The 16,672-nt window shown below is 61.2% G+C and carries 13 protein-coding genes; 5 read left to right on the forward strand and 8 right to left on the reverse strand.

Annotated elements, in window-relative coordinates; translation table 11 throughout:
• Nucleotides 1-2: 2 nt before the first annotated feature.
• From AC2A1F_RS05920 to AC2A1F_RS05955, 8 genes are all read right to left on the reverse strand, one after another.
• Entirely contained in the window at nt 3-347 is a 345-nt protein-coding gene (locus tag AC2A1F_RS05920) for a c-type cytochrome (protein ID WP_484207807.1), read from the reverse strand.
• Entirely contained in the window at nt 344-1,342 is a 999-nt protein-coding gene (locus AC2A1F_RS05925; protein WP_484207808.1) for an alpha/beta hydrolase fold domain-containing protein, read from the reverse strand. Before AC2A1F_RS05925 ends, AC2A1F_RS05920 begins: the two co-directional genes overlap by 4 nt.
• Before the next feature lie 146 nt (nt 1,343-1,488).
• Nucleotides 1,489-2,136, reverse strand: a complete 648-nt coding sequence (locus AC2A1F_RS05930) for a TetR/AcrR family transcriptional regulator (RefSeq protein ID WP_484207809.1) — start codon at nt 2,134-2,136, stop codon at nt 1,489-1,491.
• 92 nt (nt 2,137-2,228) lie between these two features.
• Nucleotides 2,229-4,082, reverse strand: a complete 1,854-nt coding sequence (locus AC2A1F_RS05935) for a bifunctional sugar phosphate isomerase/epimerase/4-hydroxyphenylpyruvate dioxygenase family protein (protein WP_484207810.1) — start codon at nt 4,080-4,082, stop codon at nt 2,229-2,231.
• Nucleotides 4,083-4,087: 5 nt separating this feature from the next.
• A complete protein-coding gene (locus tag AC2A1F_RS05940) occupies nt 4,088-5,791 on the reverse strand; it encodes a carboxylesterase/lipase family protein (RefSeq protein ID WP_484207811.1) in 1,704 nt (567 codons plus the stop codon).
• Between the two features lie 303 nt (nt 5,792-6,094).
• On the reverse strand, nt 6,095-7,108 hold the full coding sequence (galE, locus tag AC2A1F_RS05945) for a UDP-glucose 4-epimerase GalE (RefSeq protein WP_484207812.1): 1,014 nt from the start codon (nt 7,106-7,108) through the stop codon (nt 6,095-6,097).
• Between the two features lie 90 nt (nt 7,109-7,198).
• Nucleotides 7,199-8,224 (reverse strand): LacI family DNA-binding transcriptional regulator, encoded by a 1,026-nt coding sequence (locus tag AC2A1F_RS05950; protein WP_484207813.1) that lies wholly within the window; start codon nt 8,222-8,224, stop codon nt 7,199-7,201.
• Between the two features lie 69 nt (nt 8,225-8,293).
• Nucleotides 8,294-9,487 carry a cytochrome P450 gene (locus tag AC2A1F_RS05955; protein ID WP_484207814.1) on the reverse strand — a complete coding sequence of 398 codons (1,194 nt, stop codon included), beginning with the start codon at nt 9,485-9,487 and terminating at the stop codon, nt 8,294-8,296.
• Nucleotides 9,488-9,565: 78 nt separating this feature from the next.
• On the opposite strand from AC2A1F_RS05955, the gene AC2A1F_RS05960 reads away from it, so the two are divergent.
• The 5 genes from AC2A1F_RS05960 (at nt 9,566) to AC2A1F_RS05980 (ending at nt 16,648) form a co-directional block, all read left to right on the forward strand.
• Nucleotides 9,566-10,876, forward strand: a complete 1,311-nt coding sequence (locus AC2A1F_RS05960; protein ID WP_484207815.1) for an MFS transporter — start codon at nt 9,566-9,568, stop codon at nt 10,874-10,876.
• Nucleotides 10,873-12,063, forward strand: a complete 1,191-nt coding sequence (locus tag AC2A1F_RS05965) for a Bcr/CflA family efflux MFS transporter (RefSeq protein ID WP_484207816.1) — start codon at nt 10,873-10,875, stop codon at nt 12,061-12,063. Before AC2A1F_RS05960 ends, AC2A1F_RS05965 begins: the two co-directional genes overlap by 4 nt.
• Before the next feature lie 75 nt (nt 12,064-12,138).
• Nucleotides 12,139-14,358 (forward strand): TonB-dependent receptor, encoded by a 2,220-nt coding sequence (locus tag AC2A1F_RS05970; protein WP_484207817.1) that lies wholly within the window; start codon nt 12,139-12,141, stop codon nt 14,356-14,358.
• Between the two features lie 17 nt (nt 14,359-14,375).
• Nucleotides 14,376-15,878: a hypothetical protein gene (locus AC2A1F_RS05975; protein WP_484207818.1), complete on the forward strand. Its 1,503-nt coding sequence runs from the start codon at nt 14,376-14,378 to the stop codon at nt 15,876-15,878.
• Nucleotides 15,875-16,648, forward strand: coding sequence for a hypothetical protein (locus AC2A1F_RS05980; RefSeq protein ID WP_484207819.1), 774 nt, complete (start codon nt 15,875-15,877; stop codon nt 16,646-16,648). Before AC2A1F_RS05975 ends, AC2A1F_RS05980 begins: the two co-directional genes overlap by 4 nt.
• Nucleotides 16,649-16,672 lie beyond the last annotated feature (24 nt).

Here is a 16,672-nt window from a genome sequence, read left to right on the forward strand (position 1 = left end):
CCTCAGGTCTTGGCAGGGCCGTAGTTGGCGGCAAGGTAATCGACGATTGTGTCGTAATCCTTGTCATCAACCGGTGCCCCCCGGCCAATCATCTGATCGACCAGTTGCGCCCAGGCATCGGCATCCAGTTTCTTGCCGGTGATGATTGATGGTGAGTGGCACGCGCCACAGGCTGCGGCGGTCACTTCACGCCCAGTCCCGGGGGTAAAGGCGGCAAGGACCTGCGCCGGATCAAGCGGTGGCGGCGGGGCTGAGGCTTCTTGCGCTGCATCGGTGGAAGCCGCACCGGACTGCGCAAACAAGGCGGCACTCAGTGCAAACAGCATGGCTGAAAGAATGGGCTTCACTTCTTGCGGTCCAGCTTTTCATGAAAGAAATCAAAACTGGCATTTACCGCCTGCAGCGTTGCTGAACGGGTTTCGGCAGGCGTATTGCCGATAAAGCTGTGATCGACAGCGGGAATATAGATCGACTGGACAGCCACACCTGCGGCTTTCATCCGCGCTTCAAGCAGGCGGGATTGCGAGATCGGCACGACCTTGTCTTCGGTGCCGTGGATCAGCAGCGTGGGCGGATCGCGCCGATCGAGATAGGTTACCGGGCTGACCATTGCCAACTTGTCTGCAGGGCACACGCCTTGGCAGCCCAGCAAAGCCTCGATCCCGCCATCGCGCCCGGTGGGGCGTTCTGCGGCCAGCGCAGTTGCATCATAGACGCCGTACCAGCCGACAAAGGCCTGCACACATTCGCTGCCATCCGGCGCTTTGGTATCGGCGGGATCAAGGCTCTTGTCCCCACAAGACAGCGCCGCAAGACCCGCCAGATGTGCGCCAGCCGATCCGCCCATGATGCCTGTGCGGGCAGGATCGATGCCGAACTTTGCAGCGTTTTCTTTGAGGAAGCGCAAGGCGGCGCGCACATCGTGCGCTTGCGCCGGGAAACGCGCTTCCTTTGCGTGGCGGTATTCGATCGAGGCGACGACAAAGCCTTCGCCCGCCAGCTGGGCAAACAAGGCAGGCAGATCGGCAACTGCACCCATGTGGCGGCTGTCGCTGTTCATCCAGCCACCGCCGTGAACGTAGAGTATAAGCGGCTTTGGCTCACCCGCACTGGGCGGCATGTAGAGATCGAGCGTGAGCCGCCGGTAGCCCGACACTGCGGCATAGCGGACATCAGATTGCGAGGTGACTCCGCCGGGCCAGATCTTCATCGTGCCGGGGTCCATGTCATCGGACAAGGGACGGTCGGCGACCGGAAAGGTGCGCTGTGCGCTGGCCATCGTCGGCAGCAGGGCCATACCCAGAAATGAAGCACTGATAGCCCGCTTTATCGCCAATCGCATATGCGGCTCCCTCTCGTTTTATGTGAACCGGTTAGTACACAAACGGAGCCATCAAGGCAAGCGAGCGGGCAACGGTTAAGCGTGCGCTTGCCATAAGGGCGCCCCAATTATCGGGCAGTCGGATTATCGGGGGCAATCCGCAGCGATCAGCCCTTGATGACCCAGCGCAGCACGCAGGCCATGATCATTTCACGCCGTCTTGCGCGCACCACGGGATTGGCAAAGTCCACGCCGAAGTTGTGCAGGAAGGTGTGGCGGTTCGACACGCTGTAGAAGCTGAGCGCGCTGATCATGGAATGCAGATCGACCGGATCGATCCCGCCGCGGAACACGCCTGCGTCCTCACCCTTTTGCAGAATCGCGCCGAGCGATTCAATGACCGTGCGATTGCGGTCCTTCATGCTGGCAATCTGGGCGATATGTTCGCCGTGATGAACGTTTTCGTTCATCACCAGTCGCACAAATTCGGGATGTTCGAAATGGTAATCGAAGTTGTGCCCGATGATTGCGCGCAATGCTTCGTCAGGCGGCAGGTTTTCGAAATGAGCGTCCTGCTCTTGCGCGCGGATGCGTTCGTAGGCGCGCTCCAGCACGGCACGATACAGTTCGTCCTTACCGCCGAAATAGTAATAGATCATGCGCTTGGACGAGGCTGTCTTGTCGGCAATTTCATCAATTCGCGCGCCAGCCAGACCCTTGTCGGCAAATTCGCGCGCAGCCACCTCGAGAATGTTGTCTCGTGTTTCTGCTGCCTCGCGTGCGCGCTTGCTGGTTTTTGTTTCTGCCTCGGCCAATGCCGCACCTCATCAGATCAAGGCTCCTCTATGGCCAATCCTGCCACCAGCGCAATAGCTGCCCGCCCGTTGCGCGCCTGCTTTTGCGCGGTTCAGGGCTGCGGATCGATGCGATAGCGCGACTGCGCTGCCAGCCGTACCGGCGCGTTGGGGGCACCATACCCTTCGTATCCCGTCCGTTCAACGAACTCGAAGAAGAAGCTGCGATTGAACGCGCGGCTGTAAAACTGGCGATAGCGATTCCCGGCGGCATCTTCGTCCACCAGAATATCCAGCTGGCGCATCGTGGCACTTTGCGCATGATCAAGGCCAAACCGGGCTGTTGCATCATCATGATAGTTCGCCGGAATGGGCAGGCATTCCAGCCCGTCTGCCTGAACTTTGCTGGCCAGCGCGACAATATCGGGCGCGTGAAACGCGATATGCTGAAAGCCTGCACCGAACGACTGGTTCAGAAAACGGGACGTCAGCGCATCGCGCGCGTCGGTGGCATTCATGGTCAGCCGGAACGTGCCTTGGCGGTTCTGGATGGCCTGACTGTAGACCAGCCCATTGGGATCGATCACGTCCTGTGCTTCTTGCACCTGCACATCAAACAGCGCACGCCAATAAAGTTGCCATGACAGGAACTCGTCATTGTGAACCACCACGGCAAGGTGATCGATGCCGTCGATCAGGCCATGGTCAGGCGCAGCTGTCGGATCAAGATCGAACTCGCTGGCCCAGATGGTATCGGCACTGCCTTCGTCCAACAGATAGACAAGGCTGCCCCCTACCCCGCGAATGGCGGGCATAGTCGGGATGTCAGTCAACTCGGTGTTGCCGCCCAAGGCTCGTGCACGGCGAATGGCAGCCACGCTGTCTTTCACCGAAAGTCCAATGGCGCACAGCGCGCTGCCATGGGTAAGCCGGTAGGCGCGGGCAAATCCCGCATCTTCGAAATTGAACACAAGATTGGCCGCACCGCTGCGCCATAGCTCCACTTGCTTGGATTTGTGCTGCCCGACCGGAACAAAGCCCATGCGCCTTGCCATGGCTTCCATCGCGCTGCGGTCTTCCGGGCTGATCGCAAATTCAACGAATTCCAGCCCGGTTATCTGCGCCTTGGCCGGCATTGTCGTTTCATGTCCCAGATTGCGCGCTGCGGAATCGCGCAACGCATCAAGCGAGCGCACACCATCGCGCGCGACCAGCGCGGCGGACGTGGAACGGAAGCGATCGTTGAATATCTCAAGACTGATCGGACCATCATACCCGATGCGCATCAGTTCGGTAACATAGCCTTCCACATCGAACCCGCCCTGCCCGGGAAGATTGCGAAAGTGGCGGCTCCAGTACAACCGGTTCATATCCAGCACCGGCGCATCAGCCAGTTGCACATAGACGATCTTTGCCGGATCGATAGCACGGATTGATTCTACCGGAATGCCGCGCGAAAGCGAATGGAAGCTGTCGAGCAGGATGCCGACGCCGGGATGATCGACCTGTAGCACGATGTCCCAGGCTACCCGGTGGTCCTGAATATGCGCGGCCCAAGCCAGCGCTTCATAACCGATCACCAGGCCCCGGCTCTGCGCAAGCTCGCCCGCTTCGCGCAGATCGGCGATGATGCGGGCACGATCGGGTGATGATAGTGGCGAACAGTTGGTGCATAGCAGCAACCGGTCGCAGCCCAGCTCTTCCATCACATCGAACTTCTGCTTCAGCCGATCGAAAGCCCGGATGCGCTGCGGATCGGGCATGCCTTCCAGATCGCGGAACGGCTGATAGAGTTTGCAGGTGAGGCCAAGGTCGGAAATGAGCGCCCGCACATCGCGCGCGGACAGCGGCGAGGCGACGAAATCGACATCGAAAATCTCGATCTCGTCAAACCCCGCAGCTGCGGCTGCGCGGATTTTCTCTTCCAGTGTGCCGCTGAGCGATACCGATGCGATGGCATACTTCATGGCGATCAATCGCGCGGCGTGGTGGGGCGCGGCGCATTGACCGCTGCCGGTTTATGCGCGGCAAGCCATGTTTGGCCAGCCACGTTCAGCTTTTTCACCTCAATCGCATCGCCCAGCCAAAGCAGTGAGTCATTCTTGGGCGTCCAAGCCTTCCACGGCATTGCGGGGGTATCGGGGCTGCCGGTTTCGGCCATGGCAATCAGCGCCAGCATCATACGGGTAGAAAGCGTGCGATCCCACGCCGTCCAGGTCCGCGTGGGGCGGAACATGTTGTATTTGTCCTGCGTGCCCAGCCAATAGGGCATGTCCGCTGTATGATAGGCACCAATGGTGGCGGTGTTCTGATCGGCCAGTTTCACGCCCGGCACATAAGGATGCTTGCGCGCATATTCGTTGATCCACACCGGAACGCCTTGCGCCGCAAGATCGGTGGCGCAAGTCCGCGCCGAAGCGGCAAAGCCTGCATCCTGCGCGGCGCGGCGCGCCACAGAGCGCACTTCGGCATCGTTTCTGGCCGGATAAAGCTTCAAAAAGGACGCGGTATCAGCGGCAAACAATTGGGCCGCTGCGGCTTCATACTCTGCGACGGTTGCTGCGCTGGTGAGCGGGCCAAACCCGAAGGCGATATCATCTTCGTTAAAGCCTGCCATGATCGGCACTTTGGCAAAGTTGCCCGCAGCAACCGCATCGGCAGTTTGTTGCGGCAGCACGCGGCCATCCACGATTGGCCCGGAAATGCGCACGCCGGAAACCGTCAGGCCCAGCTGGCTTTCGGATTGCACAGCAAGAATGCGATCAGCCGGAACATTGCGCAGCGCTTCAAGGTTCTGTGCTCCAAGCCGCTCCTGCAGCGCCAGGCCGACCTTTTCGGCATCGGGCAGTGTTGCCTTCACGCCCCGCAGATTGCACCCGCTTGACATCACAGCCGCGCGGAACAGCCCTTTCGCGGCGGGAGACTGCACTTGCGCCGCTACCGAACTTGCCCCCGCAGACTGGCCCATGATCAGCACTTTGTTGGGGTCACCGCCGAACGCCGCGATGTTTTCATGCACCCATTTGAGCGCAAGGGTCTGATCCATCAGCCCATAATTGCCTGATGCTCCGCCTTGCTCGGCCGTTAATTCAGGATGAGCAAGAAAGCCCATCGCGCCAACGCGATAGTTGAAGTTGACGAAGACCGCCCCGGCCTTGGCCATCGCTTCGCCATCATAGTTGGCCATGCCCGATGATCCGATCGTGTAGCCACCGCCATAGATGAACACGATGACCGGACGCTTTGCCCCGGCCGCTGCGCCGGGCGGCGCCCAGATGTTCATGGTCAGGCAGTCCTCGCCGGTCGCCTCTTCGCCAAAGTAGTGGTTGATGTCGTGCGGGCGCAGCACTTGGATGCAGGCTGGCCCTTTACGATCGGCATGGAATACGCCGCTCCACTGCGCAGGCTGCGGCGCAGCCCACCGCAGATCGCCCACTGGGGGTTTGGCAAAAGGAATACCAAGCCATGCCTGAACACCTGATGGCAAGGCATTGCCAGCCACGCGCCCTGTTGCGGTTTGCACCACGGGTACTGCAGGGTCGGCGCTGTCAGCAGTTGCTTGCGCGGCCGTGCTCAAAAAAACGGCTGCCAAGCAGAACCGCAGCGATGGCTTCATCACAGTCTCTCCCAGATCGTGGCCTTGATGCACGTGCATGGCCGTTCTGGAGGTGAACATCGGTCAAGTCTGCCGACAACGCAAGATATTAACTAACTAGTTCACTCATGAAAATTTGAAAATCGTGAAGGCCTGTTTTGCACGATGCGTCGATTTGGTCTGCTGATCCCAAAATGCTCACGCAACCCCCGGGCAAACAGAGGGCACGGTAAAGAGACCGGACAAAAAAAGGGCTGGCACTTGGCCAGCCCTGGGAAGTTTTGGGAGAGGATGCCTGAAAGGCCTCACTCAAATGGGCTGCACCGGCCGATCTCGCAAGTGCGAACAATGATGTTACAGTTGCAATCAGTGCAAGCGGGTGCATCAGAAATTGCGCCTGGCCGCCAGCGCTTCAAACTGCCAGGCCGAACGACACATCTCGGCCAGATCGCGCTGCGCCTGCCAGCCTAACTCTGCCCGCGCGCGGTCTGGCGCGGCAAAGCAGGCTGCGACATCGCCAGCGCGGCGGGGCGCAATGGTGAAAGGCACCGCCACATCGTTCACCGCCTCGAACGTGCGGACCAGATCGAGCACTGAATAGCCGGTGCCGGTACCAAGATTCCAGATCGACAAGGGCTGGTCTTCGCTGGCGATGCGAGTCAGCGCCGCCAAATGGCCCTCGACCAGATCGACCACGTGAATGTAATCCCGCACTCCGGTGCCATCCGGCGTATCATAGTCGTCGCCAAATACCGAGAGCTGCGCCAGCTTGCCTGCTGCCACCCGCGTCACGAACGGCATCAGGTTGTTGGGGATGCCGTTCGGGTCCTCACCAATCAACCCGCTGGCATGGGCACCCACCGGATTGAAATAGCGCAGGATGGCAATGCGCCACGAAGGATCGGAGGCTGCCAGATCTTCCAGCATCTCCTCAACGATCAGCTTGGTTCGGCCATAGGGATTGGTGGCAGAACGCGGGTGCGCTTCATCCAGCGGCAGATATTGGGGTGAGCCGTAGACCGTGGCGCTGGAGGAGAAAACCAGCTGCCGCACCCCGGCGGCTGTCATGGCCTGCAACAGGCAGGCCGTGCCCCAGACGTTGTTTTCGTAATAATCCAGCGGCTTGGCCACCGACTCGCCTACCGCTTTCAACCCGGCAAAATGGATCACCGCATCAATTGCATAAGCGGAAAACAGCGCATCGAGCGCCGCACGATCACGAATATCGCCTTCGATCAGGATAGGCTGCGATCCGGTGATCTGTTCAAGCTGCGCGCCAATATCGGGCTTGCTGTTGGCGTAATTGTCAAAGCAAACAACGCTGTGCCCGGCTTCCAGAAGAGCAACAGCGGCGTGGCTGCCAATGTATCCTGCGCCGCCTGTCAAAAGAATCTTCATGCGTTGTTCTTACCCGAATGCTGTTGCGCTATGGGCTGTAAAGTGCAGGTCTTGCGATGCTCTAAACATCATCAGCCACACGCGCGCGGTTCAGGCGCTTTCGCGCGCCACAAGGCGAAAGCCAACGTCGATCCAGCGTTCTTGCGGCAGCGCCGCGCCAGCGCGGTTGCGGATGGCGGCAATCGCTTCACGCGCGATGCGGGCACCGTCCACCTCGACCGAGGTGATCGTCGGGCGCATTTCACCGGCGATGGAACTGTTGCCAAAGCCGACCACGGCAATATCTTCGGGCACACGCAAGCCCGCCGCCAGCGCTTCAACGATTACGCCCTGGGCCAGATAGTCTGACCCGCAGACCACCACATCGGGCATCTGATCAAGCCTGCGGATTTCCGCAAAGATCCGCCGTGCATGGCCAAAGCGCGAAGGCACTTCGACATTAGCCTCGGTCGGCGCAGCGTTGCCCCCGGCCAACCATTCGGACACCAGCCCATCGCGGCGCATATTGGCCCGCGCACCCTGCGCCGTCACCACATGCGGCCGCCGGTATCCGCGCGACATCAGAAATCGGGCAATATCACGCCCCGCTGCGTGGTGTGAAAAGCCAACGGCGATGCCGATGGGATTTTCGGGCAAGTCCCATACCTGGATGAACAGCGCTGGGCTGCGCCGCATCATTCCTTCAACATTTGGCGTGACGGGGCCGGTAAAGATGATCGCATCGACCCTGCGGCTGATGGCCGCGCGGATCAGGTCTTCGGTCCGCGCCTCTGACACGCCAGTCAGGCCGAGCATGACCGTGGTTCCCGCCGCGGACAGCTCTTCCACCATTGTCTGCATCGTATCGTTGAAGATCGAATCGGTCAGATAGGGAATCAGCACCGCCACCATCTTGGACTTGCTCGACGCAAGCCCGCCTGCCAGCAGATTGGGAATGTAGCCGGTGGCGGCAATCGCCTCCTGAATCCGCTCAGCCGTGGCTTTGGCCACGACTTGCGGGTTGTTGATGAAGCGGCTGACCGTGGCGGTGGATACACCGGCGCGGGCAGCCACGTCATCCAGCGTGGCTGCCTTGCCGGCAAGGGCATCGAAGGGTTCGGCGGATTGGCCTGTCATGGCGATGTGGCTAGCGCCTTGGCCCGGTAGAATGCAAACGCTCTTTGTTGACGCTCAGCTTGCTGGCCTTCAGTCGAACTTGAGCGGCACTGACAGCGCACCAATTTCGGGCCAGCGGCTGACCGTGACCGGGCCATCAAGATCGAACTCACGCGTGGCTGCCAGAATTTCCTCCAGCATCACGCGCAATTGCATGCGGCCAAGGTGAACGCCGGGGCAATTGTGCGGCCCGCGCCCGAATGCCAAGTGCTGTCCGATGTTTGGGCGGTTCAGGATGAATTTGTCCGGTTCGGGAAACACGTCTTCATCGCGGTTGGCCGAGGCATAGATCAACGCAATGGCCTCGCCTTCAGGGATAGTGCGCCCGCCCATGTCCACCGGGCATACCGCCGTACGCGCAAAGCCGCGATAGGGGGTGTAGAGCCGCAGGAATTCCTCGATAGCCGCTGGGATCAGCGAAGGGTCGGTGCGCAATTGCTGTTGCAGAGCCTTGTCGCGGGCAAGGTGGACGCAGACATTGCCGATCATCACCATCGGCGCGACGATGCCAACGACCAGCACCTGCCGCACAGTACCTACCAACAGCTCATCGGGCAGCGGCTCTCCTTCATGCCGCGCCGCGATCAGCGCGCTGGTGGGATCAAGCGCTGGGTCCTGCGGATGTTCATGACGCAGCGCAATCAGCGCACGGGCCATATCATAAAGCCGCAGCGAGGTTTCCTTCATCACTTCAGGATTGTTGCAATGCACCGCGAGGATGAACGCGCGGCCGGCATCGTGCAGCGTATCCAGCCACTCTTCGGGCATGCGCATCCATTCGCCGAACACGTGGACCGGCAGATAACTGGATAGTTCTACGCAGACATCGCCCCCGCCCTTGGCCACCATCGGATCGAGCAGACGGCGCGTCAATTCGCGCGCGCGATCAGCGAACATTTCGGCCCGATCAAGCGACAGCAGCGGGTTGAGCGCCTTGCGATAGGGCGTGTGTTCGGGCGGATCGAGATGCAGTGGCGGACGGCGCCCGGTATAGGCGATCTTGGGCACGACATTCTGTTTTGAGGTGATGAACGTGGCCGAATCTGATGCTGCCCGCTTTACATCTTCATAGCGGGTAAGCGCCCAAAACCCGCCCAGTCCGCTGGTGTGGGCCACCGGGCATTCGCGCCTCAGACGCGCATATTCGATATGAGGACTATCGAAATCTTCGGCAACTTCGGGGTTGAAATCGTCAAGCTCGATATTTGGGGCAAGTTCGGTCATGAGTGGTTGCATAAGCAGCCGCGCTGCGCCATGCAAGCGCTATCATCGCGATATGGACCAAGGGGAAAGCCGGTGCCAATGGGAAAGCCCGCCATGGGCGTGGCGCAGGAAGATGCACTGGAGAGCAGTGTCGGCGGAAAGGTGATCCGCAGGCTGGTGATTCCGGCCGCGCTGTTCATCCTTGTGGGAGCGATTGACCGCACGAACGTGGGCTTTGCTGCCATCGACATGAACCGCGCACTAGGCCTTTCGGCCACGCAATATGGCTTTGGCGCGGGCGTATTGTTCGTGGGCTACATGATCGCCAAGTATCCCAGCGTGCTGTTTTATGAGGCTGTCGGCCTGCGCCGCTGGCTGGCCACGATCACGGCGGCGTGGGGCATCTGCTCGTGTCTGATGGCGGCGGTGACCAACGAATGGCAGCTCTATGGCTTGCGCGTGGCCATTGGCTTTTCCGAAGGCGGGCTATCATCGGGACTGATGCTCTACCTTAGCCAGTGGGCGCCCGAACGCTATCGTGCGTCAATTCTGGCGATTCCAATCGTGTCGATTTCAGTCGCGCAAGTGATTGGCGCACCGATTTCGGGCATGCTGATTGATCTGGATCAGCCGTTTGGCATGGCCAGCTGGCGCTTCATGTTTCTGGTCGAAGCCCTGCCCGCGCTGGCGCTGGCGGTGTTTGCATGGGTGTGGTTCCCCGATACCCCCAAGGATGCGCGCTGGCTGACTACGGGCGAGCGTGACTGGATCGTCCGCAATGTCAAAGGCGCAAGCAAGGCTGCGGCCAGTGATAAGCCCGGTGAACGCTGGGCGGTGCTGCGCAGCCCGGTGGGCTGGCTTTGCGCGGCGATCTGGTTTTGCATTCTGGCATCGAATTACGGCATAATGTTCTGGTTGCCGCAAGTGGTGAAAAGCCTGTCAGGGCTGACCTCGGCGCAGACCGGGCTGATAGTGGCCTTGCCTTGGGCTGCCAGCGGGATCGGGCTGATCTTGAATGCACGCCATTCGGATCGGACCGGCGAACGCTACTTGCATGTCGCCATTCCGGCGCTGCTGGGCGGTGCGGGGCTGCTGGCGGCAAACCTGTTCGGAGCCGGGCTGCCAGGGCTGATTGCGCTGGTGATCGGCGGGGCCTGCACCGGATGCACGGTGGCCGCCTTCTGGGCCATCCCCACGCGCCTGCTTTCGCCCGGCAGCATGGCAATGGGCATCGTGGTGATCAACATGACCGGGAGCCTCGCCGGAGCCACAGTGCCGCCGCTAATGGGCTGGCTGCGCCAAAGCACCGGATCGTTCACCCCGCCCACGTTGCTGCTGGTGGGCATTGCCGTGGTCTGCGCCGCGCTGACGCTGACCGCGCGGCAAGTGGCGGCGCGCAGCGAACGATGACCGAAGCAAAACAACCCGCAGGCTACCACGTCACGATCCTCACGCTGGCGGCAATCGCGGCGATGGGGTCGATGGCTATCCATATGCTGGTGCCCGCCCTGCCGCTGATTGCAATGGACTTTGCCATTGGTGAAGCCCGCGCGCAGCAAGTGGTCAGCGTCTATCTGGCGGGCCTTGCTGCAGGGCAATTGGTGGCCGGGCCGCTGACAGATCGGCTGGGCCGCCGGCCAGTGATGCTGGCCGGATTGATGCTTTACATCGCAGGTAGTGCGGCGGCTGCCTTTGCACCAAGCCCGGACTGGCTTTTGCTTGCGCGTCTGGCGCAGGCCATTGGCGGGGCCTGCGGCGTGGTAACCGCCCGCGTGATGGTGGGTGATGTGTTTGGCAAGCAACGGGCGGCGGGCGTTCAGGCCACCTTGATGACCATCGTGTTGATATCGCCTGCGATTGCCCCGGTAATCGGGGGTGCTGCTGCCGACGTTGCAGGCTGGCGCGCGGTATTTGGCCTGCTGGCACTGGCCGGGGCGCTGGCGCTGTTTGCTGCGTGGTTGCGATTGGCAGAAACAGGGGTGCCGCAGCGGCGCAGCGCAACAGCGCGCAGTCTGATCGGCGATTATGCCCAACTGGCGCGCAATCGCAGCTTTGTGCTCACCACAATCACTTTGTGTGCGGCCAGCAGCGGGCTGTACATGTTTCTGGGCGCAGCGCCGTTCCTGTTGGTCCAACGTTTTGGCCTGTCATCCGCAGAAGCGGGGCTCGCATTGCTGATCATTGCGGCGGCAAGCATTGCCGGAACCCGGCTGGTAGTGCCGGTAGAGCGCCGGTTCAGCGCACTGATTGTGGGCACGGCCAGCTCTGCCACGGGCGCCGCCATTGCGTTTGCGCTTGCAATGACAGGGATAGAGGGCGTGGTGCCGCTGATCGCGCCGATCACGCTACTGGGCCTTGGCGCAGGGCTGGCCGGGCCTGTGGCCTTCAACGCCGTGGCCTTTGCCGAACCCGGCCTGGCAGCGACAGCGACCAGCCTGGCCGGTGCCTTGCAGATGCTGGCCAGTGGCACTGCCATGACCTTGCTCGGCCTGCTTGCACCGCTGAATCCGCTGCGCGTGGCTTGCGCAATCGGCCTGTCATCTGGCATCGCATTTGCCTGCGCGATTGGTGCGCGCGTAGCGAACCACGCAAAATAAGGGGTTTGCAAGCCCTTACATAGGCAGTATGAAAACTGTTATCGACAAGAGCAGAACTTACGTGAGGGGATTCGAATGCTTTCCAACAACACACGCAGAGCCAGCATGCTCGGCGCGCTTCTGGGCGGCACGGCGATCATAGCCGCAACCCCGGCCCTCGCTCAAAGTGTAGCGCAAGATGCCGCCACTAGCGAAGATTCCGGCGGTCTTACTGCCATTATCGTAACCGCCGAACGCCGCGAACAAAGCCTGCAGGACATTCCGATCTCCGCATCGGTCTTCACTGGTGAAGAGCTTGAGCGCAAGGGCGTCGTCAACTTGAACGACATTCAGCAGATCGCGCCTTCGATAGCGATCAACACGTTCAACCGGTCAACCTTCATCAACATCCGCGGGGTCGGCATTGCGCAGTCCGCGCCGACATCGAACCCCGGTGTTGCCTATTACATTGATGGCCAGCTGATCCCGCACGAACAGTTCATCGGCCACACCTTCTTCGATATCGGTTCGATGGAAGTGCTACGCGGGCCGCAGGGCACGCTGACCGGGCAGAACTCCACCGGCGGCGCGCTCTATGTCCGCACGCCCGAGCCGGAATTTAACAGCGCCTTTGCCATTGGTGATGTGACGGTGGCCAATTATGACCGCTATCGCGCGGTCGTGGCAGTCAACGTCGGCGGCGAGAACGTGGCGCTGCGCATTGCAGGCGTGCATGAAGAGCGTGACAGCTTTACCCGCAACATCGCCGCCACCGCGCAAAGCCAGCCCGGCAACATGAACATGGACGCGATCCGCGCCAATCTTCGCCTGCGCGGCATGGATGGCCGGTTGAATGTCAACGTGCGCGGCGAATACTTCGATGTGCGCAGCGATAACAACGCGGTCAAGCGTCGGGGCGATACGGTCAGCACCAATCCGTTCGAAATTCAGGAAGACGGCCTGTCGTTCCAGGATCAGGCCGGATACCGCGTCTCCACCGAAGCCCGCTATGACGTGAGCGACAGCGTGCAGGCGCGCGCGCTGGTATCGTGGCAGGATGGCACGACCGACGATCAGACCGATGGGGACCGCACCGCCACGGCCCTGCCGGTGCCAGGCAACCTGCCCACCAACGGAGCCAATACCGCACGCTTCCCCGGGCGGATGAGCAACGGCAAGACCAGGTTCAAGACGCTTATCGGCGAATTCAACTTGCTGTCCACCGGCAAGGGTCCGCTGCAGTGGGTGCTTGGCGGGTTTGTGATGGATGAAAGTATCCCGGTCACCCTGCTGCGCGACAACCGCAACGTGCTCGATGTAGTGCAATCGAACAGCAGCATCATCACTGAAGCCAAGAACACATCGCAATCGGTATTCGGACAGGTCAATTACTACCTGACCGATGCCATCGAAGTGCTGGCAGGTGCGCGCTATTCTTGGGACAAACAGGTCTACACCCGCTTTGCCGTGCCCGGCCCGCCGATCACGCTGCCCTTCACCAGCCAGGTCACCTCGCAGCAGCTGACCGGCAAGCTGGGCGTGAACTATCACTTCGGTGATAACAACATGTTCTACCTGACCGCATCGAAGGGCTACAAGGCAGGCGGCGTAAACCTGACGCCCAACACCCCGGACTTCCTGCCAGAGCGCAATTTTGTCTATGAAGCCGGCCTGAAGACCGAGCTGTTTGACCGGCACCTGCGCGTGAACGGCGATGTGTTCTATTCGGACTACAAGGACATTCAGCTTTCCAGCCTCGTCGGCGGATTGCCGGTCACGCAAAATGCGCTGGCGGGCAAATCGTGGGGCGCAGAACTGGAAGTGACTGCGCAGTTTGGCGGCTTCGCGGCCAACGCCGGAATGGGTTATCTGAAGTCCGAATTCGCCAATTCGGCCTGCATTTCCGATACCAATGCGCCGGGCACCGATGCCGGCTGCCCCACCAACTTGCGCTTTGTGCCAAAGGACCGCGTGCTGCCGTTCTCGCCCGAATGGACCGTCAACGCAGGCGTGCAATATGCCATCCCGCTGGGATCGGTTGAAGTCACCCCGCGCGTGCAGTGGTCCTACATCGCCGAACAGTTCGCCACCCCCTTCCCCAGTGTCAACACGCTGGTGCCGGGCCGCAACATCTTCGACGCGCGCCTTACGATCGACATGGGCCGCAAATACAAGCTGGAAGGGTTCGTCAACAACCTGACCAACAAGACCTACATCGCATCGCAGATCCAGAACAGCTCCAGCGCGGACGGCGGCAGCATCTATGGCGCGCCACGCACATTCGGCGTTCGCCTGCGCGTTGAAATCGGCAACTGAGAATGGGAAAGCGACCGATGCACTTCCTCCCGCAAAGGTCGTTAGCCCTGCCACTCGCTGCACTTGCGCTGATCCTTGCGGTCGGTGCGCGTGGCGGGGATGTGCCGGACCGCTGGTGGGCACCCGGTGAGGGCCGGGTCCTGCCAGCGGTTCTGGACTATGAAAACGCCAATGGCACGCTGCGCACGCTGACCGTGGGCGGGCCGCTGAATACGGCAGGCCATCCTTTCTTCGAACCGCTGGGCAAGGATGGCCGCGCCTGCGTGTCCTGCCACCAGCCATCAGATGCAATGAGCCTTTCGGTGGAAAGCGCGCGCCGTCAGTGGGAGCGTACCGGCGGCAAGGACCCGCTGTTTGCCGCCTATGACGGTTCGAACTGCCCCACCCTGCCGCAGGACCAACGCGAGAGCCATTCGCTGCTGCTCGATCGCGGGCTGATCCGCATCGAACGGCCTTGGCCCACCACAAGCTTCAACGGCAAACCGGTAAAGCCCGATTTCACCATCGAAGTTGTGCGCGATCCCAATGGCTGCAATTCGGGGCCGAGTTATGGGCCTGAGGCTGGCAAGATCTCGGTCTATCGCCGCCCCCGCCCGGTGGCGAACATGAAGTATCTGCTGGCGGTTGGCTTTCCGTTCGATCCAAAGCAGGGCTATGCGCTGCCGCTCGATCCCGATGACGGCAAACCCCAATCGGGCAACCTGATGGCCGATAACCGCGCGGGCAACTTGCGCATTCAGATGGAAGACGCGGCCACCACGCATCTGCAAATGCTCAAGGCGCTTAGCCCGGATCAGCGCAAGCAGTTGCAGGACTTTGAACTGCGCATCTACACCGCGATGCAGGTGACCAAAGCAGGTGGTGCAGTGGATTCCGGCGGGGCCAAGGCAGGCCCGGCGCGGCTGCGCGATAGCGAACCCGGCGCATTGGGCTCCATCGGCGAGCCGGTGTGGAGCGAGTTCAAGGGCTGGGAAAACATCTCCGCTGATGAGGCTGCGAAGCTGACGTCTGACCAACTGGCCTTCCGCCAGTCCGTGGCGCGCGGCGCGCGCGTGTTCCGCGAAAAGATGTTCCTGATCACCGATACCGCAGGCATCAATTCCCGCATTGGCTTTGGCAATCCGGTGCGCAACTCCTGCGTGTTCTGTCACAACATGAGCCAGATGGGCAATGACGTGGCCCCGGGCCAGGTCGATCTCGGCACCACCACCCTGCCCTTTGCCGATCCGTGGGATGATTTGCCGCTGTTCAAGGTCACTTGCACCGGACGCCCGCACCCGCATTACGGCAAGGTCATCTACACCTACGATCCCGGCTTTGCGCTGACATCGGGCAAATGCGCCGATGTGGGCAAGATCACGCTGCAATCGATGCGCGGGCTTTCAGGCCGCGCGCCCTATTTCTCCAACGGCTTAGCCAAGGATCTGCGCGGCGTGGTGGACTATTACGAGCGGCGCTATTCCATCGGCTATACCGAGCAGGAAAAGCAGGATCTGGTCAACCTGATGAGCGCGCTGTGAGGAAGCTGGCCCTCCTTGCCGCGCTGTGCACCGCCACCACTGCGCAGGCCGCGCAGGATGCGGCGAGACTTGTGCGCTATGTCGCGTGCCCGATCTATCGCGATACCGACGCGGGCCGCAAATCGGGGTGCTGGCTGGCCGATGATCGTGAAACCGGCAAGCGTTGGGACGTGACCGAAAGCCCTTACAAGCCCGACTGGAACTTTGCGGTACTTGTCGAAGGCAAGCCCTCTGCCAACACGGCCCAGCCCTGCGGTGCCCCCGCGCTGGACCCTGTGCGCACCTCGCGGCTCGACATTCCCTGCACTCGTCACATGGTCCCGGCCGAAGGCTTCCCCGGCCGACGCTATACCCTGCCCCGCCGCAACATTGCGCCTGCATCGGTCGCACGCCCTGTGCCCCCCGGCCCTTATGCCGAGCGCGTGTTTCCGGTGTACTTTGAATTCGACAAGGATTTCCTTGTCTACCAATATGATGACTGGCTGATCGACAACGCGGTGACGTGGATCAAGGCGGCCAAGCCCAAAAAGCTGGTCATCACTGGCTATGCCGCGACCACCCCTGAAACCGTCAGCGGCGTGGTTCTTGCCGAGCGTCCCGAGGCTGCGCAAGAGCGCGCCGAGACGATTGCCGAAACGATGCACCGCCTGCTGCCGGGCATGGAAATCGAAACGCAATGGGAAGTCGCCGCCAAGCCAACCGATGAGCCGGAGGCTGATGGCCTGCCCGGGCAAAGCCAGCGCCGGGCGGAGATCAAGGCCGTTTTCTGACAGCCAAATGCCGTCATCCTGAAC

Source organism: Novosphingobium sp. HNCC26BN242 (assembly GCF_057180525.1).